Origin of the sequence: Paenibacillus sp. CFBP 13594, from assembly GCF_014842675.1 — a bacterium.
In the GTDB taxonomy this organism is placed as follows: Bacteria; Bacillota; Bacilli; order Paenibacillales; family Paenibacillaceae; genus Paenibacillus; species Paenibacillus amylolyticus_B.
On record NZ_JACYVQ010000001.1, the window covers coordinates 1165065 to 1189803 of the forward strand.

The 24739-nt window shown below is 43.7% G+C and carries 20 protein-coding genes; 4 read left to right on the forward strand and 16 right to left on the reverse strand.

Annotated elements, in window-relative coordinates:
- Positions 1–10: 10 nt before the first annotated feature.
- The 4 genes from IFU39_RS05260 to IFU39_RS05275 form a co-directional block, all read right to left on the reverse strand.
- Positions 11–478 carry a DinB family protein gene (locus IFU39_RS05260; protein ID WP_192131541.1) on the reverse strand — a complete coding sequence of 156 codons (468 nt, stop codon included), beginning with the start codon at positions 476–478 and terminating at the stop codon, positions 11–13.
- 627 nt (positions 479–1105) lie between these two features.
- A complete protein-coding gene (locus IFU39_RS05265) occupies positions 1106–2344 on the reverse strand; it encodes a DUF418 domain-containing protein (RefSeq protein ID WP_192131542.1) in 1239 nt (412 codons plus the stop codon).
- A 170-nt stretch (positions 2345–2514) separates the two neighbouring features.
- Positions 2515–3255, reverse strand: a complete 741-nt coding sequence (map, locus tag IFU39_RS05270) for a type I methionyl aminopeptidase (protein WP_091019006.1) — start codon at positions 3253–3255, stop codon at positions 2515–2517.
- Between the two features lie 156 nt (positions 3256–3411).
- A complete protein-coding gene (locus IFU39_RS05275) occupies positions 3412–4374 on the reverse strand; it encodes a helix-turn-helix transcriptional regulator (RefSeq protein WP_192131544.1) in 963 nt (320 codons plus the stop codon).
- A gap of 130 nt (positions 4375–4504) precedes the next feature.
- On the opposite strand from IFU39_RS05275, the gene IFU39_RS05280 reads away from it, so the two are divergent.
- Complete coding sequence (locus IFU39_RS05280; protein ID WP_192131546.1) at positions 4505–5629, forward strand: GerAB/ArcD/ProY family transporter; 1125 nt, start codon at positions 4505–4507, stop codon at positions 5627–5629.
- Between the two features lie 87 nt (positions 5630–5716).
- Here the strand turns inward: IFU39_RS05280 and IFU39_RS05285 are convergent, their stop codons facing one another.
- The 5 genes from IFU39_RS05285 to IFU39_RS05305 all read right to left on the reverse strand — a co-directional run bounded on the left by IFU39_RS05285 (position 5717) and on the right by IFU39_RS05305 (position 11203).
- Entirely contained in the window at positions 5717–6985 is a 1269-nt protein-coding gene (locus tag IFU39_RS05285) for a cytosine deaminase (protein ID WP_192131548.1), read from the reverse strand.
- Positions 6954–8231 (reverse strand): cytosine permease, encoded by a 1278-nt coding sequence (gene codB / locus IFU39_RS05290; protein ID WP_105598770.1) that lies wholly within the window; start codon positions 8229–8231, stop codon positions 6954–6956. Before codB ends, IFU39_RS05285 begins: the two co-directional genes overlap by 32 nt.
- 336 nt (positions 8232–8567) lie before the next feature.
- Positions 8568–9218 (reverse strand): hypothetical protein, encoded by a 651-nt coding sequence (locus IFU39_RS05295; protein ID WP_192131550.1) that lies wholly within the window; start codon positions 9216–9218, stop codon positions 8568–8570.
- A 192-nt stretch (positions 9219–9410) separates the two neighbouring features.
- On the reverse strand, positions 9411–10442 hold the full coding sequence (locus tag IFU39_RS05300) for a ketopantoate reductase family protein (RefSeq protein ID WP_192131552.1): 1032 nt from the start codon (positions 10440–10442) through the stop codon (positions 9411–9413).
- A 14-nt stretch (positions 10443–10456) separates the two neighbouring features.
- Positions 10457–11203, reverse strand: a complete 747-nt coding sequence (locus IFU39_RS05305; RefSeq protein ID WP_192131555.1) for an acetoacetate decarboxylase — start codon at positions 11201–11203, stop codon at positions 10457–10459.
- A gap of 346 nt (positions 11204–11549) precedes the next feature.
- Here IFU39_RS05305 and IFU39_RS05310 point away from each other — a divergent pair, with 346 nt between their 5' ends.
- Positions 11550–12437: a LysR family transcriptional regulator gene (locus tag IFU39_RS05310; protein WP_192131556.1), complete on the forward strand. Its 888-nt coding sequence runs from the start codon at positions 11550–11552 to the stop codon at positions 12435–12437.
- A gap of 79 nt (positions 12438–12516) precedes the next feature.
- Here the strand turns inward: IFU39_RS05310 and IFU39_RS05315 are convergent, their stop codons facing one another.
- Positions 12517–13923, reverse strand: coding sequence for a family 4 glycosyl hydrolase (locus IFU39_RS05315; protein ID WP_192131558.1), 1407 nt, complete (start codon positions 13921–13923; stop codon positions 12517–12519).
- Between the two features lie 196 nt (positions 13924–14119).
- Here IFU39_RS05315 and IFU39_RS05320 point away from each other — a divergent pair, with 196 nt between their 5' ends.
- Positions 14120–14950, forward strand: a complete 831-nt coding sequence (locus IFU39_RS05320; protein ID WP_244660872.1) for a helix-turn-helix transcriptional regulator — start codon at positions 14120–14122, stop codon at positions 14948–14950.
- Positions 14951–15054: 104 nt separating this feature from the next.
- Here the strand turns inward: IFU39_RS05320 and IFU39_RS05325 are convergent, their stop codons facing one another.
- From IFU39_RS05325 to IFU39_RS05345, 5 genes are all read right to left on the reverse strand, one after another.
- Positions 15055–16182 (reverse strand): phosphotransferase enzyme family protein, encoded by a 1128-nt coding sequence (locus IFU39_RS05325; protein WP_244660873.1) that lies wholly within the window; start codon positions 16180–16182, stop codon positions 15055–15057.
- Positions 16183–16355: 173 nt separating this feature from the next.
- A complete protein-coding gene (locus IFU39_RS05330; RefSeq protein WP_192131562.1) occupies positions 16356–17822 on the reverse strand; it encodes a glycoside hydrolase family 1 protein in 1467 nt (488 codons plus the stop codon).
- Positions 17823–17864: 42 nt separating this feature from the next.
- A complete protein-coding gene (locus IFU39_RS05335; protein ID WP_192131564.1) occupies positions 17865–19802 on the reverse strand; it encodes a beta-glucoside-specific PTS transporter subunit IIABC in 1938 nt (645 codons plus the stop codon).
- 159 nt (positions 19803–19961) lie between these two features.
- The gene (gene licT / locus IFU39_RS05340; protein ID WP_105598763.1) at positions 19962–20810 is read right to left on the reverse strand and encodes a BglG family transcription antiterminator LicT; all 849 of its coding nucleotides are present in this window, start codon (positions 20808–20810) and stop codon (positions 19962–19964) included.
- 232 nt (positions 20811–21042) lie between these two features.
- Positions 21043–21975, reverse strand: coding sequence for an ArsR/SmtB family transcription factor (locus IFU39_RS05345; protein ID WP_105598762.1), 933 nt, complete (start codon positions 21973–21975; stop codon positions 21043–21045).
- Between the two features lie 207 nt (positions 21976–22182).
- Between IFU39_RS05345 and arfA the strand changes: the two genes are divergently transcribed.
- Positions 22183–23691, forward strand: coding sequence for an arabinosylfuranosidase ArfA (arfA, locus tag IFU39_RS05350; protein ID WP_091019034.1), 1509 nt, complete (start codon positions 22183–22185; stop codon positions 23689–23691).
- Positions 23692–24107: 416 nt separating this feature from the next.
- Here arfA and IFU39_RS05355 read toward each other — a convergent pair whose 3' ends face one another.
- On the reverse strand, positions 24108–24680 hold the full coding sequence (locus IFU39_RS05355) for a hypothetical protein (RefSeq protein WP_091019036.1): 573 nt from the start codon (positions 24678–24680) through the stop codon (positions 24108–24110).
- Positions 24681–24739: the final 59 nt, after the last annotated feature.

Consider the following 24739-nt stretch of genomic DNA (forward strand, 5'->3'; position numbering starts at 1 on the left):
CATCTATTCGTTATTGCATTTCTTTTGTTGGACCCATCACGGGCGGTACTGGTAAGCCTGCTTGACGTAATAGCACCGTCATTTGGCCGCGGTGATGTGTTTGGTGGTCAATTAAGAAACGTAATAATGAACCTTTTGTTGCAAGACTTTCTAAGCCTGTTTCTGTTAGCAAGTCCTCATTTGATAGCTTGGCTACCTCTTCTTTGACCGCCTCTGCTGCTTTTTCGTAAGCTGCTACAATTTCTCTTGCTGTCGCTGGAACTGGCTCATCTTGACCAATCATTGGTACAGTTAAACCTGCTAAATGACTAAAATAACCTGTTGTTTCTGCTAAATGCCAGCCTAACCAACCTAGTGTACTATGCCCTTCTAAAATACTTTGTTCTAATTTATCATCTGTTACGGCTTGTAATACTTGCAATGTTCCTTTCACAGCCACTGCCCATTCCTTTAAAAAATCATCCACTTGTCGATACATCCAAACTCCTCCTCCATCATTCACGTCTCTTGTATCATACAAAATATTTACTCAAAAGAAAAGGAAAAAACAAACATATGTTCCCGTTAAAAAAAGCATACAAAAAAACATCTGTATCGGCTAAACTTAACTGTCCGTCCCCATTAATAAAATAAGTACCGAATTTATTTTTGTATACAGAACTTCGAGCTATTTGAGATTCTTATTATCTAAAATATACATTTTGATATACTTATTACAATTGAAAGTTCCTATATTGGCAGTATTTTAATTTCGGACTTGAAGCCCTTACCTAATTAGTTACCTGAACCGCAACTTGTCACCTATTCCAGTAAAGAAGAAATTACAGCTGCCCTTAAGGAAGCGGGAATTAACAAGTTTCACTACATCGATGATCCGTGGTTTAACTTGCTTCCAGATGGTGTTATTGAGGTTTTTGTGAAGCAACAAAATGTATATTTCAGTGATTCCCCTTATTAGCAGACGAAACAGATAAGCTGTACTTTATGAAAAAGGAAGGATCCGACTGGCGTATCTTATCTGTTACAAATTAGTATCTTACAAAAAAAGAAGCCCTTTCTTTAACAGAACGAGCTTCTTTTTGCGTTTCACGATAACACATTATGCTTACTGAACACCAGGCGCGTTTTCATTCGTAGTTAAGTTCGATCTTTTCTTCTTTCTTGGCTGCCCTTTCCAGGACAGATATGTCCAAATCCGTAGCAGGTACTCGACAGGACCATTGCTAAATTTCTTGAGATAGAGCGGACTGAGCCACAATTGAATACCGTACACAGCAAGTGCAATAATTGCTCCGATAAACACGCCAGCACTTCCAAACAGTCCCAGGCCATATCCATAGAAAATTGTCGTACAGATTACGCTCTGCATCAGGTAATTCGTCAACGAGAGACGGCCAACCGCCTCGAACCTGCCCAACAGGCTGGAATGGCGACTTCCCGCATACAACAGTGCAAATGCATAAATGTATCCGAGTGCAAGCAACGTTCCTCCAAGCGTCCCCCCGATTCCAATTCCGAGCCAACCTTCCGCACCCAATTGTGGCGCCAATACGCCGTATGCTTTGAGTATCAAACCAACTGGAATCAATAATGATGCCCGGCGAAGATACATAGTCCGCATCGCTTGCGGATCGCTAAACGTGCCGATTCTGGCAGCGCGCATGCCGAACAGGAACATCGGCACCGTCATGAGTGGTGCTAACATCAGGGCTATCAAGGCATATGACAGCTCCAAATCCCCGCCGAATGGATCGCCGTTATTACTGAAATTCCTGATTTCCGCGTATGTGCCGTTGCCGTAAACATCCTGACTTTGAATGATGTAGTTCTCCATATGAATGGACTCAATCGCCAGCGGGTTCATCGGATTAGATGCCGGGAGACCAAGTATGCCCGCTCCCACGAGTAGCAGTACCGCCCAAATAAGCAGCGTTATAGGCTTCCGATTAAGGAACATGAGCAGGAAGAAACCGAGTACGCCATAAAACGTCAGGATATCCCCTTCCCACAGATAGATGATGTGCAGTAATCCGATTCCAAACAGTAGTAGAAAACGGCGTGCCAGATGACATTTTGGTCGTAAATCTCGTGATTTTAGGCTTTCCGAGAGCTTAACCATTCCAAAGCCAAACATAAATGCAAAAATCGGCATAAAACTGCCCACCACAGTGATCAGCAGGAACGAGAGGAAAGCCTGATCTGCTCCGCCAATCCCGAACAGTTGGGGTTTGCTCTGGCCATACATTCCATATTGGAAAGCCAGCATATTCGCCAGCACAATGCCGGCCAGACTGAATCCACGCAGTCCATCAATGACTTGAACGCGCTTTGTTGATGTGCTCAATCAATCACCTCTGTCTATAACATAAAGATCAGATCTAAATATACGTTAAATCCTTCCATAATTTCAACATAAATTAATAAGTGAACATTTAAATTGTGATTTACTTTAACGTACCAATACAACAAAAACAAAAAAAGTCGCTAAATTTAGCGACTTTCAGTTTGAACACCTTAAATAGTGACAATAATCGGACCATTTTTAGTAAGAATAATGGTATGTTCTATTTGAGCTACATAGCTGTTTTTAGTAACAAAGGTCCAGCCATCTCCTGTTTGTTCTACTTCTTCTTCTGAAGTTGAGATAAATGGCTCGAATGCGATAACCATACCTTCTTTTAACAATTCATCATCCGATGGATCATTATAATTGTAGATGTGGTCAGGTGCTTCGTGTATTCCACGTCCAACACCATGTCCTGTAAGGTTTTTGATAACCGTTAATTCATGCTGTCTGGCAGTTTGGAATACGGCTTTTCCGATTCCGCTTTTTTTGGAGCCCGGTTTTGCTTTTTTAAGACCTGCTTCAAATGCCAGTTTAACAACGTCGCATATTTTCGTTAATACTTCTGCACCTTCGCCTACGACAAACGAGATTCCCGTATCTGCAAAATAACTGTTCTTGGAACCAGACACATCAATATTGACGATGTCCCCTTCTTGAATAACCCGATCTCCAGGAATACCATGTGCCACTTCTTCATTAACACTAATACAAGTAAATCCCGGGAAATTATATTCACTTTTTGGAGCAGAAACTGCGCCAGCTTTCTCAAAAAGCTCTCCTGCCAAATCATCAAGTTCTTTAGTGGTTATGCCTGGGATAGTTCTTTGAACCAATTCATCTCTAATAGCAGCAACAATTTTGCCAATTTCCTTCAAGCCATTAAAATCTTCTTCTGTTCTTGCGATCATTTTTTCTACCTCACTATCTTTTATCACTAATTGATTACATAAGTATTTTTTTGATTGAACATTAGATAATCATATCCAAAGCAGCAAAGCTTCGCAACTTTTTTATCAAGTTCACAGATCAAAATCCGATGAGTTCAAATACTGTCAGTGAAGTTGTTAGAGTTGATAGTATTCCATTAACTCGGATACAACAGCAACAAGTCTGTCCTTCACACGCTGTGGTTCGATGACTTGAATGGATTTCCCATAGGAGAGGAGAAAATAGGGGACGTATGTATCAATCGATTTTTCATCAAATAAAAAGATGGCTTGATTAGAAGTCCGCTCTTTCAGATAATGTCCCATAAACCAATGCAGCCCCAAGTCATCCAATGCCTCTGATCGGCCTTCGATAACCAAGGAAATTAACCCCTCTTTGCCCACTACATCAGGTAACAAATTTTGCATAAATAATTCACGGGCTGAAAAAACTTCCGAACGCTTAAAGCGCAGCGAAGTAGGCTTCATTCGTAGAATACGATCTGCCCGAAAGCTGCGGAATTCATTTCTCAGGTGGCAAAACGCAATGGTATACCATTTATTATTCCAGTAAACCATTCCATACGGGTCTATTACTCTATTCTTGGGTTGTTCATCACGGCTTCTGCGATAATCAATTTCGACAGAGCAGTCATTAGCCACGGCTTGCTCCAATTCCGCCAAGATCGGCTGAACGGATGGATCTCCCATACGATTGATAACGTTAAATCCAGCTAAATGACGACGAAGTGTGTTTTCCTGATCCTGATTTGAATACATTTTCAATTTGGATGTTGCATTGTCCAATGCCTCACTCAAAGGATATCCAGCTTCTTTTGCAAACACAGCAGCTTGGAGAAGTGCCTTTTTTTCATCAATATCAAATAACAGAGGTGCTTTGATATGCTGATTCAGCAAGCTATACCCGCCGTTGTGACCTGTATCGGAAATAATCGGTACTCCACTGGCACATAATGCATCAATATATCGATATACGGTTCTTATATTGATTTCTAACTTTTCGGACATCTGTTTTGCAGTTACTTTGGTGCCTGAATTCAGCATCCATAAAATGGCTAACATATTATCGTTCTTTGGCATAACCTGCACCCTCATCTTCAATTCATTATTGGATATCTCTACATTATATGAGTACAGCATATTTTACATAAAACAACTGCGTTGGGCGATACTACCTAGAAATATATTCTCCAGTTTGGAGCGAAGGCCAATGAAGCAATCCACATCTAATATTAATACCTCCGAGGTTATTATTGTAGTTATCAATTCCATACTCGGAGCTGGAATTTTAACACTCCCTCGCACAATTAGTAAAGCAGTAGGGACACCTGATGTATGGATTTCTGTCATTTTATCAGGATTAATTGTAACCACAATCAGCATCCTCCTTGTAACCTTGTGTCGTAGATTCCCCGGTAAAACGGTATTCGAATTTATACCCGAAATTACAGGTCAGTGGATTGCTTATCTATTGGGACTTTTAATTATCGTGTATTTTGTTGTTCTTTGTTCATTCGAAGTTAGAGTCATGGCCGAAATTACAAGTATGTACATCCTTGAGCGCACGCCTACTTGGGTCACCATTATGGTCAGTTTGTGGATTGGGATTTATATGTTAACGGGTGGTCTTAAGGTCATCATCCGGGTCTTTTCAATCGTGTTGCCCGTTACGCTTGTACTGCTAGCGCTGGTTTTCCTTTTAAGCACCAAGATGTTTGAACTTAATAACCTCAGACCACTCCTGGGCGATGGATTCATGCCTGTGTTGAAGGGTCTTAAACCTTCGTGTCTCTCCTATTCCGGATATGAAGTGTTACTCATCATCACAGCTTACATGGTGGACGTGAAAGCGAGCAATAAAGCTGCTATATACAGCATACTTAGTTGTACGATCATATATTTGGTCACGATTGTCACCGTGGTGGGGAATTTATCCTTGCCAGGAATTCAAACACGAATGTGGCCAACGTTCGACATGGTTCGGAGTTTTGAAATTGAGGGGTTTCTATTCGAACGTTATGAATCACTGTTCATTGTGTTTTGGCTGATGCAAATCTTTGCAACCTATGCGTTCAAACACTATTTTGCGGCAATCGGGATCCGAGATTTGTTTCGTCTCAAAAATATTACGATCATACAATTCGCAATGCTGCCGGTCTTGTATGTAATTGCTTACTTGCCTAAAAACCTGGAGGAAACGTTAGCTTTGGGTGATTTTCTTGGCAATATATCCATTTTTTTATTTGGCTTGTTACCACTGCTACTGCTGATCATTAGTTTTGTTCGTAAAAAAGGCGGGAAGCAGGCTTCTAGTGAAGCCCTTAAGGCAGGCTGAATGTTTGGTTCTTATTGTATGTAGACAGTACCAAAAAGCAAAAAAAGCCGCTAAAATAGCGACTTTTAATGGGAGTATATTTTCTTATTATTTATTAAAAGTAACCTTTTCTGTACCGCCTTCAAAAATGATGGATGTGTCCCGCGGCTTCGATTCCGCGATTTTAAGGCCGCCTCTGTAGGAATAAAGTACGCCGGCTTGTTTGCGAACAGCCTCATATTCGTTCTCTGCTTCAAGTACGATGAAGTTAGCAGGTTTACCTTCTTCAATACCGTATACATCCTCAATGTTCAACGTTCTTGCGCTGTTTTTCGTAATGAGGTCGATCGAATTCACGATCTGGTCGTAACCAAGCAACTGCGAAGCATGAATCCCCATGTGCAGTACTTGCAGCATGTTGCCTGTACCGAGCGGATACCATGGATCGAAGATGTCATCGTGACCAAAGCACACATTCAGACCTGCTTCCTGCAACTCTTTGACACGCGTCAGCCCTCTTCTCTTCGGATACGTGTCGAAGCGTCCTTGCAGGTGAATGTTAACCAGCGGATTGGAGACAAAGTTCAAATCGGCCATCTTCAGCAAACGGAACAATTTGTACGTATAAGCATCATTGTATGAGCCCATTGCTGTCGTGTGGCTTGCCGTTGTTCGTGAACCCAGTCCACGTTCGTAAGCTTCCTTGGCAACAACTTCAACAAAACGGGATTGCTCGTCATCAATTTCATCACAATGGATGTCGATCAGACGGTCATATTTTTCGGCCAGATCAAACGCAACTTTCATTGAATCAACGCCGTATTCCCGTGTGAATTCGAAGTGTGGAATGCCGCCGACCACGTCAACACCCATTTTCAGTGACTCTTCCAGCAATTCTGCCCCGTTTGGATAAGAGTGAATGCCTTCCTGTGGGAAAGCAACAAGCTGGATGTCCATATATGGAGCCATTTCTTCTTTTACTTCAAGCATCGCTTTAACGGCGATCAAGCTTGGATCGGTAACGTCCACATGAGTCCGTACATGCTGGATACCTTGTGCCAACTGCCATTTCAGTGCCGTTTTAGACCGTGTTTTGACATCTTCATGTGTCAAGAAAGCCTTGCGCTCTGACCAGCGTTGGATGCCTTCGAACAGCGTTCCGCTTAGATTCCATTCCGGCTCACCTGCTGTGAGCGTTGTATCGAGATGAATATGCGGCTCAATGAAAGGTGGCAGCACAAGCGATCCGTTGACATCCAGGATCTCTTCATTCTCGGTCACTTCCAGCGATTGTGCAATTTGTTCAAACTTTCCTTCTTTTACAACGATATTCCATAGTCCTTCTTTACCCCGCAATTTTGCGTTCTGTATAATCATTTATTTTCCCCATTTCTTTGGTTTCTTTGGCAGGAATAATCAGCATCAAAACGATATAGGCCACTGCTGTACCAAGCAGCGCGTTCAATGGTGTTACGCCAGGAGCCAGTTGGGCGAATGCAACACCGATGGCCCAAGCCACCATTGCTACCCAGTTTACATTTTTGAATGACATGTCGGCAAATGGCTTATAGTTTCTACGTTTCACAATGAAGTAATCTGCGATAATAATAGCCCCGATGGATGGTACCGCCGCACCCAGTACGTTCAGGAAACTGACGAAGTTGTTGTACATCCACATGGCGAATACGGTACCCACGATGCCGTTTACGATGACGAAGAATTTCTTTGAGATTTTGGTGATGTTCGCAAAACCAAGACCCGAAGCGTACAGTGCATTATCGTTGGTCGTCCAGATATTCAGGCCCAGAACAATAATTGCCGGGATGATCAATCCTTGCAGGAACATGACCTCCGAGATATCAGCCAGGTTATAAGCCATCGCACCAACCGCACCGAACAGAAACATGAGTGAGTTACCCAGGAAAAATGCAATTACTGTTGCGGTAACTGCCTGTTTCGATGTTCGGGAAAAGCGGGCAAAATCGGGTGTCAGCGTTCCGCCGCTGATGAATGATCCGATACAGATCGTTAATGCTGCCGCCGCGGTAAGCGACTGAGTCGGCGTGTAATCTAGCAACCCTTGCAGACCACCCAGCGAACCTGCACCTTCGAACATGGAATAACCACCGAGAATGGCAATCGCAGGAACCGCGATATATCCGAGAATGACGAGTGACTTCATGCCAAAGATGGCTGATGCTGTCATGGCAAGTCCGAACACGATGATTAGCAGGTACACGTTCCAGTCCATGGCTTTGGCGACCGGAATCGCGAACATCGCTACCCCCACTCCGAACCATCCGACCTGTGTGAAGCCTAGCAGGAACGAAGGCAGATACGACCCTTTCGCACCGAACGCATATTTAGCGAGCAAATGTGTGGACAGACCCGTTTTGGCGGCGATATGTGCCAGTGCCCCTGTGTAGATACCGAGCACCAGATTGCCTGCAAGTACGATGCCAATGAACTCCATGAACGTCAAGCTGACGCCCAAGGTGCCTCCTGCCAGCATGCTTGCAGAGAAGAAAGTGAAACCCAGCATGACGGATAATGTTTTCCAAAATTGGTTTCTTTGCGATTTCGGCACGGCTTGCCATGAAAACTCTTGATCTTGTTTGCTCATCAGAATACCCCCAACATAAAGTGTATCTGATACCAAAAAAAGCAGAAAAAAGAGGCTACTCGTCAAGTTATACACTGACAAGTAGCCTCTTTTTGCATCATAATCCGCGCGAAGACACAGCGCATCGCATCCTATTACGGAATATGCCCTGATTCTCGCGTGATTATGAAATCCGCTGCCCTTGCCAGCCTCTCTGGACTGAATTAAAGGTACCAGTATTCAATTACATACTATTATTTTGGAAAACCCCGCAGTTGTCAATGTCATTATTATCCAAAGGTTATTAATTCCTTATACAGCAAGCTGTTTTTTTGATCATTCCTCCTTAACTCGAGTTTACGATATGTGGCCAACAACCTCTGGTAATACTCTTTCGTATTCCTTATACAAGACATAACGATCAACACCTCTGGAAGAGTTAAGTGCTTCATGCGCGTGCTGTATAGCGGTATCGCGGTTTTCTGCTTTGAGTTCAAGACCCGCGAGCAATGTTGATCTCATCCACTGTTTTTTAATGGATTGAAGTCTTTCACGCGCCTCTTCACTTCTCCCGTCTTCCAAGAGTAGAATGGTTTCGTAATATGTACGGTAGTCCGATAAGCCGATATGAGGTACAGCTTGCCGAATGGCAAACATATCCTTGCGATATAATCCGTAAGCTGCCTTGAACTGTGCTTGTGTTGTTCTTCGCTTATATTTCTGCATAATCTGCTCCATAACTAGTTCTACCTCATCATCAAGTCTGTTCGCAAGAACATAAATAATGTATGTCCCAGGTGTATTTTGCTGCTTGGATAAAAAGGACTCTAAACGATCTATACGCTTATCAAATACTAAAGGATAAAAAACATGCTTAATAAACGCGATAAGAATGGTAACGACTACACCCCCTATTGTCCAAAATAGTGAATAGTCATTCCAGGTCATAAACAAAACAAAGACAAACACCGCCAAATAAAAAACGAATTCCCCCCAAGATTTCCTCATATGTATCTCCTTCGAATAGAAAAATAACCAGCAAGTCTATATTATATCAAATTCAATCCCCCTTTTTGTATAATTTTAGGAAACAAAATCACGAAGAATATTCTATCTGTCGCAAAATCACGCCTGACTAGATTTACTGTTAAAACAAAAAAGCCGCTATATTAGCGACTTTCAGTTGAAATAATTGAATTATTATTGTGCACTTAATAGTTCTTCAAAAGCTTTTATATTCGTGTCAAAATCAGGAACGGTATGAGTTTCTTCAGCAGATTTGACCAGTTGTACAACCAAATCATTATAAGGTGTCGCAATTCCGGTACCTTCTGCCTTGCTTGAAACCACCCCGTTAATATAATCAATTTCCGTTTTGCGGTTCTTCTCCAGATCTTGAAGCATGCTTGCTTTGAGCAGTCTGGAGGGTTCCATCACGTAACGTAATGTTTTCACCCGTTCAGGGATATCTTCTTCGCTATTCAGTTCGAGTGAGGCGATATCAAATCCATTCATTTTAACCAATGTGACCCCATTGGCGCGAGCAACTTTAATCGTCTCGTCCGCAATATGAGCTGCACTCACAATGCCAGCTTCATGATCGATGATGTCCCCATATTCCCCATTCAATGCAGCGGACAAACCACTGAATGCATTGTTGATAAGCAATTTGGACCATTTGGTTCCAACCAAATTATCGGAAATATGAGTTCCACCCACAAGGTCCAACACCGATTTCACGCGTTGAATTCGTTCGGTAATCTCACCATTCAATTCACCAATCTGAAAAGCATACTGCTTAAATTGAGTGTACTCCGTTGTGAGACTTGATACACCTGGTTTAATAAACGTAGCGCCAAACTCAACGGAGCCTGCAATGACGCGTTCTTCACCAACAATAGACGCGACTTTTTCTTCCGGAATCCCGTTCTGCAAGGAACACACCATACTGTCTTCTTTCAAGAATGGAAGTAATTCCTGAAGAATCGAATCGTTATAAAGTTGTTTGGTCAAAAGTAAAACGAGGTCATATTGGCCTGATTTCTGATCAGGCGTAATTGCTTTTACTTTTGCCTGAAACTCCGTAGTACCCGTCACTTTAGCACCCGTCTGATTTAAAGCATCTACATGTTCTTGATATGCATCAATTAACTCAACGTCCAGTCCGCCATCCGCAAGATATGCGCCTACAATGGTTCCCAAAGATCCCGCGCCTACAATCGCAATTCTCATTTTATTTTTCCTCCTTATTTCTCTTCCAGGTAGTTATATACAGGTTGTGCAGCGTTTAAGGTTAGGTTGGTAAGGATATGAGAAGCGGACACCACTTCCAACACAGGCAGATCTGCAAGAGGTGCCAACGCATGTTCGAACAATTGAAGCCGGGCAGGTCCTGTCCAAGCTTCCTTCACTTCGATGTCCGTAATTTGAGTACGGATCAGATCACATATTCTTAAATTCCCGGTATAGCCCGTAGCAATCTTAATCATAAAATTAGGTCGGCATATTTCACGTTTGGCGAGCTCCTTATCCATCTCCACGTGTTTATACCCCATCGTTGCCGTGGCTACACGCAGCGTTCCATAATCAAGTGTGCCAACTAGTGTATCTGAATCGGTATACAACTTAGGCGCTCCCAGCTTTTTCGGATAGGCGGTGAGCTCTCGACCACTTGCAATCGCGGGGAAATTGTCTACGTACATCGAATGCACATAATCGCCCTTCTCCCCATTGAATTGCACAGGGATAACTTGTCCAGCTTCTGTATAAGCCCCCAGTCCAGAAACATCCGGCATCCACATCACTTCGAATTTAACCAAAGGTTCAGTGATTTCGAGAGGTTCTGGTACGGCTGCCCGTAAAGCTTTTTCATCGGTTCGGTAAATAATATTCAAGTACTCACGATTCACGAATTTGTACGGTGGCATTGGGTATGCCGGAGCCGTTAGGGGTGTATTCAGATTTTTAGCTATGTTATTCACATCGATTTTCATCAAAGACACCTACCTTATGTTTTGGTTCTATATAAGTTGAACTAAAGATTATTTACACTGACACTACGATGACAGAACAACCTTCCAATCGCTGTTATCCCCAGATTTTTCGATTCCCCTTCTAAAGGGGAAAATCCGGTGATAAAGGCGCACGCTTCGCTTTTTCAGATTTTTTCTGTCCTCTCCGTTATTGTGTAAATGATTAGTTCAACTTATATAGTCAGGTTTTTGGTATTCGAAATTTGAACTGTATCTCATAAAAAAATTCTACATCAATATTTAAATTTAATATAATACATAATAAGTACTATATATATTTATCAGAATAAATAAGGAGTGTCCTTGTATGGAATTGCTTCAACTCAAATACTTTCAGACCGTTGCCTATACTGAACACATCTCCAAGGCAGCTGCACAATTGAATATCGCTCAACCTTCCCTAAGTTTAACGATCAAAAGACTTGAGGATGAACTGGGTACCCCCCTATTTCATAGGAGAGGACGAAACATTCAATTGAACTCCTCAGGTGAAATTTTATTGAAACATGTGAACAGAATTTTTATTGAAATTGAAAATGCAGAGATGGAGATTAAAGCGGAGGAACAGCAAATATCCAATACAATCCGGATCTCAATTACGAATACTCGGTTCCTCACAGGTCTCATTAGTGACTATATCAACGCTTCCCCCGAAACTAAGCTTCATCAGGGTATTGGAACCCGCAGTGAAATTATTACAGGTTTGAAGAAAGGCGACATGCATCTGGGGATTACGGGGCATCCGATTCAGGATGAGGAGATTGAGAGTTTTGTCCTGGTTGAGGAGGATATTGTTCTTGTTGTGCCCACGGATCATATATACGGCGGAGAAACAAGTATTTCATTAAGTGTTGTTGCAAATGAGCCCTTTATTTCCCTTGCCGATAATAAGGAGTACAGCCGGTTTACCACCATGCTCTGTGAAAAAGCAGGTTTCCTGCCCAATCATGCATTTGAGGTCGATTCTCATACCCTGCTCGAAATTATTAGACTTAACCAGGGTGTTGCGTTGCTTCCGATCTCCGTATGTAGAACACTAGGGTTACGTTATGTAAAAATTGCTGATGATTCAGCGATATATCCTATTAGCCTATCCTGGGTCAAACAAAAATGGTTATCTCCTGCTGTAAGCGAATTTCGTGATTTTATTACTTCGTATTATGAAGACCATGCTGGCTTGTTTAAAGTGGAGTAGGATTTTTTGAAAATAGTAAAGAGCAAAGACCACATTAGCCCTTTGGAGGAGCTGACGTGGTCTATTATCGTTCTCTGTTCTAGCTATACTGCAGTCTATCCTTATACCAAACGTCCGGAATCATCTTACGCTCCAGTTCCAACAATTCATGGATGATCTTGTCCGCGTCACTGATGGAACTTACGAGCGGGTCGGTGAGCATCGCCCTTCTCAGCTTCTCGTAGCTTTGTTCCAAAACAGCTTCAACCGTAAGCTCATGCGTATCAAGTACAAGTTCTTGCATCCCTCTAATTCCACGCGGCATCTCGCCTACATGGAGTGGTTTCGCGCCATCCATATCTACATCACATAGTAGTTCCAGGAAGGAATCTGCATTCATATTGGTTACAGCGTCTTGATTGAGCGTATTGATGAAGAATTTTTTGCCCAAGTTCCCCACCATGTTCTCAATGATGTCGGTCGCATGATCCGGCCCAAAAGTACTCATGTAATCGGCGATGGGGATGTTCCCTGCAAGAAAGTCATCTACCTGACGCCACATTTCGTCATGACGCTCATACCTGTCCTCTGTCTCCCAGATCGATAATGGAGGAATCGTGTCCTCAGTTTTGCCAAGCCCCTGCCAATACCGAACGTATTCCTTCGTATGCGCCGTACAAGTGGGAATGATTCCGAAAATATCATATAGTTCATAGGTAATTGCATCGTTAAAAAGAGCTTTTGCGCCGCGATCGCCACCGTTATTCTCATCACCTGCCAGCTTGCGCATGGCTTCTGCAATTGTGGGCATCACATTTTTTCCTTCATAATCGGCTTTGAGCAGCCAAGTGAAATGATTAACACCAGCGATGCGAAAATCGAATTTCTGGTCTATTTCTGCAGTGAACTGGCTTGTATTTCCGATGATTCCGGCTCGTACGGCATAATAGGCTTTCTTATGGGGCATATGATGACTATCGCACAGCGCAAACGATTTAAGCTTCGGAGCATATCGATGTAATGCGATGCCATGTACGGTAGACGGGTTAATATAATTGATCACCCAAGCATCCGGACACAACTCCTCAATGTCTTTAGCGCATTCCATAATAACCGGCAGTTCACGCATCGCACGAAAGATCCCGCCCGGGCCAATCGTATCGCCAGAACACATGCGAATCCCATACTTTAGAGAAATCTGGCAGTCGATGCCCCGATATTTCACCGATTGCTCCGCAAAGCTGAGCACAACGAAGTCGGCTCCCGGTAGTACCTGTCTTCGGTCCACTGAACCCTCAATCTTTAGGGATACGTTGTTCTCCTTGGCGACCATTTCCGCTAGTTTTACCATTTTCGAGAGCCGTTCCTCATCCGTATCCACCAAAGCCAGCGTTCCCTGGTTCAAATATGGGGAGTGTACCATCTGCCAGATGGACTGCCGACCAAAAAACAGGCTGCCCGCCCCAATAACAACTACCTTTGGGTGCTGTGTGCTTGTAGCATTCATCAATAACCCCTCCTCGTAACGATATAAATTCATTATAGGTGAGTGGGCTGGAATCGGAATGTGTGATAGTTTTCAATACATGTCATATCGTACGATAATTAACAAGAGATAATTCCTTTGATATGATAGGGAAAAATGAAGGATGTCATAAAGTAGAGAGGATAGGCTGAATTCGATGCATGCAGGAACTGTAAATATGAGTATAATCGACGAGCTTTCGGAGTATATCACGCTTCGCATGAGCTCTTATCTGGAACAGACGCATGACAGTCATTGGATTGAGCACAAGTCACATTCCGATTATGATCTGTGGTTCATTACAGCAGGCTACGTCCAGATCACCATCGATGGAATCGAGCATATGGCAGGCCCTGGTGACGTCGTGTTTTTTTATCCGGATATGCCCTACACTGCTTCCACGACCGGAGATCTGTGCCGATTTATATACATGCACTTTGATTTCAGCATCGCTGAGCAAAAGCGAATTCTCGGTGAGTTTCAACTTCCGGGCATTGTACCTGGCAATCTTATTCAAGAGGAATCAACGCTGTTCACCTCATCCTATCGAAGGTTCAAGCAGAGTAATAGTGCTTCCGGAAGTCCACTTTACATGAAAGCTGCTCTACTTCTCGTCATCGCCAAAATTTTCGAATTACATGGTCAAGGCTCATATCAAGGTGAATTCTTGAAAGACCGGAAACCGAGGAAAATTGAAGCAAGCCTGGAGGTTCTGCAGAACGTATTCCCATACGTGGATGCGAATCTGCATCGTGCCATCCGAGTGAATGAACTTGCTGTTATTGCTGGCGTCTCTGAGAAATATTTTATTTCTTTGTTCAAAAAAATTCTCGGTATCACACCTGGGCAGTACATTAATCAAATCAAAATGAACCGGGCCAGAGATTATCTGTACGAGAAAAAATATACGATCCAGCAAATTGCCGGATTTCTGGGATATCCTGATCCCTTTACGTTCTCCAAAGCATTCAAAAAATTCTACAACGTGCCTCCTTCCAAATTTGAATAACATACCGCAAACAAACAAAGAGGCAACCGGTCGATCCGGCTGCCTCCCCACCTTGGTGAATCATTAGAATCATTGGTTATTGGTTTAATTAGGGTCTAGACCCTTCAGCGCTCCTCATATTCAAAGGGTGCTTCACTCGAATAGATATCATGGAAAAATCCCTTAAATGGTATATCCTCTTCCAGACATTTAATGAGATATAACAGAACCTCGTCATCTTCTTCTGGTTCTTTCCCTTCGCGCTGCGCCACCTCAAAATGATCCACAATATTCTCCAGAAGGCTGACTTGAATAAATAAAGGCAGCTTCTCCAGCATCGCATCAGAAACCTGGGTTTCTGATCTGTATCCGGCGAGCACGGTTTGGAAATACTCATCCATGAACTGTTTACGTTTGTCCGCTTCAGGTTCAAATTGAACCCAACCGACTCCGTTGATCCACATACCTGCGAGGTCAAACATGTACCAGCCATAACAGGAATTGTCGAAATCATATACCGTGATTTGTCCCGTATCAAAATCGATCGAATAATTCCCGTCATTATAATCGAAATGGATCATGCCCAATGTCTCCTTGCTCGACTCCAATTCTTTTACTGCTTGCAGTAGTTCCACCATTTTGCTTCTGAGCAAAGAGAATGATTCAGGGACCAACCTCTCGATATGCTCCGTATTATATTTGTCCAAAAAATGATGCCTGCCATGAACAGGTTCATAGCTTTTGGATAGCTGATGCATTTCCCCCAAAACTTTACCGCTATTATAATAATATTCGGTAAGTGGGACCCCTTCACGGTACTGATAATGGTTTTCTACCAGCAACTTCCCCTTGGCCTTCACAAACATACAGATAAAGAATGTATGCTCATCATATGTGACCTCTTCTAGCAGATGGCCCTTTTTCGAGTTGACCACATTCGAGACACTTGCACCGTGCTCAAATAAATACCGAACATACTCCAGTTCGGCAATATAATCTTCCCGCCTTCTGTCAGGCAAAAAAGACACTCTGAGAATTAGCGATTCATGCCCCTCTTGCTCACAAGTGTAAACAACATTACGCCCACCCTCATGAGGCGGAATAAGTTGAATGTTGTAACCCTCCAGGTCAAACAACTCGGATACCAATGCCAATACATGCGTATTGCTGATGTTAACAGCTTCGTTAAAATTAATAATAATCTCCTCCAGTAAACATTGTTTGGACGGTTTCCCGCACTGCAATGTCCACAAAAGGAATCCCTGTAACGCAAATATCCTTCTGTGAACCTAAAGCACAATCACCTTGTTAGACATTGAATTCACTCATCTTGTTTTAATATCACAAGTTTACATAATTATCCCTTATTTTACTAGTGTAAAATAAAGAACCGCCCATACGGGCGGCGTGTAAGAATTTTGTATAATTACAGGATTTCTCCGTTCGTTTCAACAACTTGTTTGTACCAGTAGAAGGAATCCTTGCGAGTTCTTTCCAATGAACCGTGTCCTGCATTGTCTTGATCCACGTAAATGAAACCATAACGTTTGCCCATTTCAGAAGTTGAGCAACTAATGATATCGATAGGTCCCCAGCTAGTGAAACCCATCAATTCAACGCCGTCAGCGACAGCTTCTTTCATCTGTTCAATGTGGCTGCGCAAGTAATTGATGCGATAAGGGTCATGCACTGTCCCGTCCTCTTCCGGTGTGTCGATAGCACCCAGCCCGTTCTCAACGATGAAGAGCGGCATCCGGTAACGATCATACAATCGGTTCAGCGCGACGCGAAGACCAATTGGATCGATAGGCCATCCCCATTCGGTAGCTTTCAGATGCGGGTTTTTGATCTGACTTACCAGCATACCAGAGTTGCTGTTGTCATTGGGATCATATTTTCCGATATACGTCATGTAATAACTGAAAGCAATAAAGTCCACGGTATTGTCCCGGATAATGGCATCGTCGTCAGTAGCTTTAACGAGTTCGATGCCATTTTCCTCAAAGTATCTTTGCATATAGGATGGGTATTCGCCTCGTGCCTGCACCTCTGGGTAGAACAGGTTCATCTGATCTTCCTTCAGCGTCTGCAGAACGTCCTCCGGTTTACTAGAAGCAGCATACGTTTCCAGACGGCAGATCATACAGCCGATTTGTGCATTCGGCATTTTCTCTTTTCCGCTTTTGACAGCCAGCGCACTAGCTACAAACTGATGATGCGTTGCCTGATAAGCCACTTGCTCCGGGTTTCCCTTGATTTTATCTTCCAGAATGCCGCCGCCAGTATACAGACTTGTCAGCATCATATTCATTTCATTGAAGGTAATCCAGTATTTCACTTTGTCTTTGTAACGGTCAAACAGCGTATTGGCAAATTTCAGATACAGATCGATCATCTCGCGGCTTTCCCAGCCGTTGTATTTGCGGGTTAACTCAACGGGCATCTCGTAGTGAGAGATCGTTACGAGCGGCTCAATGCCGTATTTCAAGAGTTCGTCGAGCACGTTATCATAGAAGGCAAGACCAGCTTCATTGGGAACGGCTTCTTCTCCTGTTGGGAAGATCCGTGTCCACGCGATCGAAAGACGAAACACTTTGAAACCCATCTCTGCAAACAAGGCAATGTCTTCTTTGTAGCGATGATAGAAATCCACGCCGTTGCGTTTCGGGAAATATACGTTGGTGTTACCGCTCAGATATTCTTCTAATTGAATAGAATCCACGTCGAAGGTGAAATCCTTGCCATTGCGCTCCTCATGTGGAACGAATGGAGCCATGTCTGAGGTAGATAGTCCTTTGCCGTCTGCATCATATGCACCTTCGAGCTGATTGGCAGCGGTAGCTCCGCCCCATAAAAATCCTTCAGGAAATGAGTGTTTAATTGTTTTTGTCATGTTGTTTCTCTCCTTTTTTTGTATGTGGTATTCATGAAGCTGTCAACGAACGGTGAGGAGAAGCAATTCATTCATTGGAATCACCCCCTTCACCTGAACAGGTACTACATCGAGGTAATCAGGCGTATTGGTTACGATGACTGGTGTCACAAGATCAATACCCGCACCCTGAATGCCATCCATATCAAATTCCAGAAGCAACTCACCCTTCTTCACTTCTTGTCCGGCAACTACCTTCACGTCAAAATATTTCCCTTTGAGCGACACACTGTTTAGTCCAACATGAATGAGAATGTCGATTCCACTGGAGGAGGTCAGCATAATCGCATGTTTACTTTTGGCAACCAACGTGACGGTTCCGTCAAAAGGAGCTGTAACACGTCCATCCTGCGGACGAATGGCAATACCTTTCCCGGTCAATTCCTCGGCAAACGTTTGATCCGGAAGCTCTGAGAGCGGCACCAATTCACCAATGAGCGGGCTGAACACCTCCCCTTTCTTTTCCTCAATGGAATGTACTGTGACAGGTGTTACCATTTCTTGAGAAAAGGAAATGATTGTATCCTGTTCCTGTTCGGTTAATGTCTGTGTTGAGTCGAGCATGGCGGAATTGCGTGTATTTGGCTCATCCCATTTGAGCAGCAAAGTCACCACGAAGGAAACGCTAAAGCTGATGCCGATTCCGATTAATGCATACCAGAAATTGGACATCCCACCATTCGGGCCAATGTATAACGGAAGTGAAAGCAATCCTGGCACAGCAAAACCGAAGCATTTCAGACCCACTGCGGTTATAAATCCACCCCCTGCTGCTCCACCGATGAGTGAAGCGTAAAATGGTTTTTTCAGCTTCAAGGTGACACCGTACAGTGCAGGTTCAGTAATGCCAAGCAAGGCGGATATTCCACTGGATAACGCAATAGATTTCATTCTTTTATCTTTGGTCTTGAGGAAAACAGCCGTGACTGCACCAGCCTGGCTCATATTAGTTATCAGGTTGATTGGAAGCAAAAGTACGTCATATCCGAGTTTGCTCAGATTCTGCAATGTGCCCGGGAAGAACGCATAATGCATTCCCGTCATAACAATCAGCGGCATGAAGCCGCCAAGAATAATACCGGTTAACGGACCCGAATGGGCAAAGAGCCAAGAAGTACCCATTTCCAGATAGATGCCCATGTAATTCCCTAGGGGGCCAATCGCAATTAATAGAATCGGCACCGTGATGACTAGCACAATCATCGAGGTAAAGATGACTTTGACCGGACCGGGAATAAAACGATCCACCCAGCGATGTACATAACTCAGAAGCCATACACCCAGAATAATGGGAATAACAGACTGGGTGTAATTCACAATGGACACGGGCAGCGAGAGAAAACGAATCGGTTCAAGCTGGTTTGCCAGATACGCGTTCAGAATCGTAGGATACAATAAAGTACCTGCAAGCGTAAGAGCAATATATTCATTCACTTTGAACTTTCTGGCTGATGATAGGGCCAGAAGAAAAGGCAAGAAATAAAAGGCCGCATTTGCTATTGAAGACAGAACTTGATACTCACCGCTTTTCTCCTGTATCGCTCCAAGTGTAACCAGCAGTGCCAGAATCCCCTTTAACATCCCTGTACCTACGATGGCGGGCAGAATCGGAGTGAAAATGCCGGAGATCGTATCCAACACAGCATTAAACCCTTTAGAGCGTGGCGCGTCTGTTTCGGGCTTCGATAAGCTACTCTGCTTCATCTGATCCTCGATCTGCTCATATACGGCTGCAACCTGGTTGCCAATGACCACCTGAAACTGATCGTTCTGAAACTGTGCACCGAGCACACCATCAAGTGCTTTGATCTGTTCCAATTGAACTTTGTTTTGCTCTCGAACGTTGAACCGAAGCCGTGTGATGCAATGCCAGGCTTGGATAATATTCTCTTGCCCTCCTGTTAACTGGATAATTTCTTTGGACAACTCCCGATGATTCATGTTGCTTCCTCCTTTTTTGGCGAAAAAAAAAACCAAATGTAATACCGGCCCGCCGCAGATGCGGAGTCGGAAACATTTGGTGGTGCCTGATCGAATCAGTAACACTCCATATTCAATTCATTTTGATGATGGTATAACTTCAAACAGGTTGTATGGAGATCAATCCGTATCGGTACGGGATGTCACTCTCTCGATGTGGATCATGAGATATACCATCTCATCGGGAGTAATCACAAATCCGCGTTGCTGCTCCATCGCCTCCTTTATTTTGAGTGCGCATTGGAAACTGACAGGATACCGCTCCGACAATACATCATATAGAAATTGTTGATCTTTGAACGAGAGCACTTCACGGTTCAACTGACGAACAATGAAGTATCTCAGATGGGTGATGAACCTGGAAAAATCAGCAGATTCCTGATTCAGTGCCATTCCAAAATGTTCAGTCATGATACCTAAAATGTCGTTAATCATCTGTGTAATTTTAATCGTTTGGTTCATACTGCCCGAGTCGAATTGTGAGTTCACGAAATGAAGGGCAATAGAGCTTGATTCACCAGATGGCAGTGAGACTAGAAAAGCATCATTGATTTTTTGAACTGCCCATTCTCCGGCACGGTATTCAGCAGGATATAGATGGCGAATGTCCCAATGAAGCGGATTTTGCACATCCACGCCTTTTTTGAAACGATCCAGCGCAAAATGAATATGGTCCGCAAGTGTTAACAGGATCGAGTCATTCAGCTTTTTTCCAATCATTGTCTTGCCTTCTTCAATAATCTGATCCGTAATGTCGATGACTTGCAGAGGGATATCACTGAGAAATTGCTCAACTCGCTGATATTTATCATTCGAGCCAATTCGGAACATTTTCTGGATCTGGCTCTGCTCAATTGGCTGTCCTTTTACTTTTTTGAAGCCAACACCCGTTCCGATGACAATGACTTCACAGCCTTCGGCGTCTTCCGCCAGTGCGATGTTGTTATTTAACGATTTTTTAAACCTCATGATGCAATCACCCCCAGTATGCAAAAAGCACCACCAATGTCCAATTCACAAGTAATAAACAAACTTGTGGAATCCAGACTTTGGTGGTGCCTGATCGAATCAGTGACACTCCTTATATAGCTGTATCTTATATCAGCTATGTAATCGTTGTCAATACCATTACTCTGGAATTGTTCTGCATGTGGTTCATCGTGGAACTTTCTCTCTATAAATTGTTATCAAAACGCATAAGCTATTCATCTGTAGTCTTATTTTCCTGAGCATCATAATAGTATCGAATCAGAATATCCTGATCATAGTTGCCAAAACCTTTGCCAAACAGGGTGAGTCCGCCTCGGCCAGCTGCGCCCTCTTCCGGCTTCAATCCAAAGGTCCAATAGGTGGATACACCCAGATCCAGGTCTTGAACCCGCACGTCCGAGATGCGCTGACCATCAATAAACGTGCCTTCCCCGTTAATACGCAGCATTTTCAATACACCATACTGGTTGACATCCAGCTTCCACCATAGTGGCGTATGTTTACCTTTCCGATCCCCGAAATCACCAGGGCTTGTCCAAGTACCGAGGTCATTGCCATTAAGGGTAAAGCGAATATCTGACGGCCAGTTTTCGTTCACCTTTGGCGCTTCCGAGCTTAGTTCAAGGGAAATTTCAATCTCTCGAAGATGCTGATCATTGTACAGATAATTGGGAATCTTATATTCAAGAAAACCTGCTGCCATCCAAAGGATTCCAGCGTTCACCCGATCCGGGTCCATAAAGCAGGCTGGTGTGTCGTACTGTCCAATCATCTGCGTAGTTGTCGCAATCCCGCAGGTTGGCCATGCTTCATAATCTGTATATTGACCTACCGGTATGGATATTTCATGGTAAGGAGCGTCAACAGGCTCTGGTGACAGGTTAATAGTCATGAACTCTCGTACGATAAAACAGTACTTATAGGTTCCGCCGTTCTCCCGTTTCATTCGGCTACCGACAATTCCGGCTTTTTGCAGCTTGCTTACATGTGTACTTACAATAGCTTTGCTCAGAAAAAGCTCTTGGGCAAGCGCATTGATATGCATTTCCCTGTTTTGTAGCAGCAGGCGCACAATGTTTAAACGGGCTTCACTTGCCAGTGCCTCGTAAATTAGTAATGAAGCTGCATCTGTCCCAAGCATCATGATGTTCACTTCCTTTTTGAGTAAAATCGATCTATTTCAATTTCAGGATTCGCTATTTTACGAACTCATTAAAATGAACTTGCTCAATATATAAGCATTATGATACATATTAGATAACAAATCAATGATTTGATTTTGCTTTTAAGCGAATTCAATATCACGTTAATTCTTTCAAAAATATGAATTCATTCAATGGAGGTACTTACCATGCTTACATCCAAAATGCTTATCGATAAAGACTTTCAGATTGCCGAAGTTGATCCGCGTGTCTATGGTTCATTTATAGAGCATCTGGGACGGGCCGTATACGGCGGTATTTATGATCCAGGTCATCCTACGGCAGATGCTCAAGGTTTCCGTCAGGATGCCATTGAAGCGATTAAAGCTTTGAATGTGCCAATTGTTCGTTATCCGGGCGGCAATTTCGTATCCGGTTACAATTGGGAGGACGGTGTTGGTCCGGTAGCGGAGCGTAAACGCAGACTTGAACTCGCTTGGTGGACGATTGAAACGAATGCGGTAGGAACAAACGAATTTGCAGATTGGGCCAAACTGGTTGGAACCGAAGTGATGATGGCTGTAAATCTGGGTACTCGCGGCATTGATGCGGCTAGAAACCTGATTGAATACTGCAACCACCCATCTGGCACATACTGGAGTGATCTGCGTATCTCTCACGGTTACAAGGACCCGCATAAATTCAAAACCTGGTGTTTAGGCAACGAAATGGACGGCCCTTGGCAGATTGGTGCAATGACTGCATATGAATATGGCCGTATTGCCAATGAGACCGCTAAAGCGATGAAATGGGTTGATCCGGAAATTGAGCTTGTGGCTTGCGGCAGTTCCAGCCGTGACATGAGTACATTTGCAGATTGGGAAGCAACCGTGCTGGATCTCACCTACGAAAATGTGGACTACTTGTCCCTGCATCAGTATTACAACAATAACAAAGACAACACATATGACTTCCTGGCGACATCGCTGGATCTGGATCAATTTATTGATAGTGTGGCTTCAATCTGTGATTTTGTACAAGCCAAGAAACGCAGCAAAAAGAAATTAATGCTGTCTCTGGATGAATGGAATGTCTGGAAATCCATCGGCACGAGCCGTATGGAAGAACGGTGGCAGATTGCGCCTCCAGAGTTTGAAGATGTGTATACACATGAAGATGCACTTGCTGTGGGCTGTTACCTGATTACCATACTCAAGCACGCCGATCGTGTAAAAATGGCTTGCCTTGCTCAGTTGATTAACACCATTGCACCAATCATGACCGAGAATAACGGAGCGATCTGGTTCCAGACGACCTATTTCCCGTTCATGCATGCATCCAACTTCGGACGCGGTACGGTGTTACGGTCCATCACAACTTCACCTAAATATGATTCCAAAGACTTTACAGATGTACCTTATCTCGAAGCGATCAGTGTGCATGATGAAGAAAACGGCACGATCACGATCTTCGCGGTGAACAGACATCTGGATGAGAAGTTGGAACTGAATGTGGATCTTCGTTCTTTTGGAGAAACCACATTTGTGGAGCACATCGTACTGGAAAACGATGACCTGAAGGCTACCAATACCAAAGAAAATCCACGCAACGTCCTTCCACACAATGGTGGACATACAACCGTGGATCAAGGTAAAGTTCAAGCTGTGTTGAACAAAGCGTCATGGAACGTGATTCGCCTGAAAACCAAACAGGCATAATAAATAATAAGAGTGGGATAGAATTTTCTCCTACTCTTCAACATCAGCATTGTTTTTCGCACCGCGTGCAGCTCCCTGCGCGCGGTGTTTTTTGCTGTATGAGGGTAGTCGGCCGAACTACATGGTATCAAAGTTAGATGTTAGACGCGTATTGGAAATCTCAGTTTTTATTCCTCGCAACGAAGGAATTTAACGAACACAGGGAGTCTTATTTAACCCGATTCGGGCGGATTTTAATGGCTTGATATTGACCCGAATAAGGTTTCTGAGGTTCGTTAGCGCTGAGCAAGCATGCTATATTGAGCTGGTTTGAACCTCATATACAGCATAAGAAAATAAGCCACCCTCCGTTTTTCGTCCGGAGAGCAGCTTGCAGTTAAGCATCTAGCTGAGAAGAACGATTTTCATTTCAAGTATTATCCTTGTTGTGCTTCCTCTTCACCTTCAGTTTCAGCCTGAGCTGCTTGGCTTGCTGGAGTCATCAGCCCTTGAACTGCCCCCATAAATGGCTGAATCTGCTTAATCATGCCATACCCCATTTTGACCACAGGTGTAAACCGCTGGATCATGCCAAACAACCGCATACCCCCGCCTAACATACCTCCAATCGAGCCTGCACCGCCAAAGCCACCTAACAATGAGCCTAACATAGGCATGAAAGATGATACCTGGGCTTGCCTAGACGTTGAGCGAGACATCGACCGGGATCGTACTTGAGACTTACGTGTGCTGTTCACCCGTTTACGGTTTCGAGAGGATGCTGTTTTTCTCGTAGCCCCTGCTTTAGGTTTGGTTTTGCGAGCACTGCCTTCAGATGAGGGTGCTGTGATTGCGGCCTGAGTAAGCTTTCCGCCCCCGGTAAGCACTACGCCTTCGCTGTTAACGCCAGAGATGTACCCGACGTACGTCTCGCCATTATGAAGAGTCACGCAGACTGGGCGATCCTTGAGCCGTTTCACCCGGACGTGTATTTCACTGGTTTTAGCCATGGAATTCACCTCACTTGACTTGATCTACTTCAGTCTACGCAATGGGTGGACGACTTGCC

Coding starts and splice junctions, on each gene's coding strand:
- IFU39_RS05295 (WP_192131550.1), bottom strand. CDS start 9,218: ATGAGGAAATCTTGGGGGGAATTCGTTTTTTATTTGGCGGTGTTTGTC.
- IFU39_RS05300 (WP_192131552.1), bottom strand. CDS start 10,442: ATGAGAATTGCGATTGTAGGCGCGGGATCTTTGGGAACCATTGTAGGC.
- IFU39_RS05280 (WP_192131546.1), top strand. CDS start 4,505: ATGAAGCAATCCACATCTAATATTAATACCTCCGAGGTTATTATTGTA.
- IFU39_RS05285 (WP_192131548.1), bottom strand. CDS start 6,985: ATGATTATACAGAACGCAAAATTGCGGGGTAAAGAAGGACTATGGAAT.
- IFU39_RS05335 (WP_192131564.1), bottom strand. CDS start 19,802: ATGAATCATCGGGAGTTGTCCAAAGAAATTATCCAGTTAACAGGAGGG.
- IFU39_RS05260 (WP_192131541.1), bottom strand. CDS start 478: ATGTATCGACAAGTGGATGATTTTTTAAAGGAATGGGCAGTGGCTGTG.
- IFU39_RS05355 (WP_091019036.1), bottom strand. CDS start 24,680: ATGGCTAAAACCAGTGAAATACACGTCCGGGTGAAACGGCTCAAGGAT.
- IFU39_RS05320 (WP_244660872.1), top strand. CDS start 14,120: ATGAGTATAATCGACGAGCTTTCGGAGTATATCACGCTTCGCATGAGC.
- arfA (WP_091019034.1), top strand. CDS start 22,183: ATGCTTACATCCAAAATGCTTATCGATAAAGACTTTCAGATTGCCGAA.
- map (WP_091019006.1), bottom strand. CDS start 3,255: ATGATCGCAAGAACAGAAGAAGATTTTAATGGCTTGAAGGAAATTGGC.
- codB (WP_105598770.1), bottom strand. CDS start 8,231: ATGAGCAAACAAGATCAAGAGTTTTCATGGCAAGCCGTGCCGAAATCG.
- IFU39_RS05330 (WP_192131562.1), bottom strand. CDS start 17,822: ATGACAAAAACAATTAAACACTCATTTCCTGAAGGATTTTTATGGGGC.
- licT (WP_105598763.1), bottom strand. CDS start 20,810: ATGAGGTTTAAAAAATCGTTAAATAACAACATCGCACTGGCGGAAGAC.
- IFU39_RS05310 (WP_192131556.1), top strand. CDS start 11,550: ATGGAATTGCTTCAACTCAAATACTTTCAGACCGTTGCCTATACTGAA.
- IFU39_RS05305 (WP_192131555.1), bottom strand. CDS start 11,203: ATGAAAATCGATGTGAATAACATAGCTAAAAATCTGAATACACCCCTA.
- IFU39_RS05275 (WP_192131544.1), bottom strand. CDS start 4,374: ATGCCAAAGAACGATAATATGTTAGCCATTTTATGGATGCTGAATTCA.
- IFU39_RS05345 (WP_105598762.1), bottom strand. CDS start 21,975: ATGATGCTTGGGACAGATGCAGCTTCATTACTAATTTACGAGGCACTG.
- IFU39_RS05315 (WP_192131558.1), bottom strand. CDS start 13,923: ATGAATGCTACAAGCACACAGCACCCAAAGGTAGTTGTTATTGGGGCG.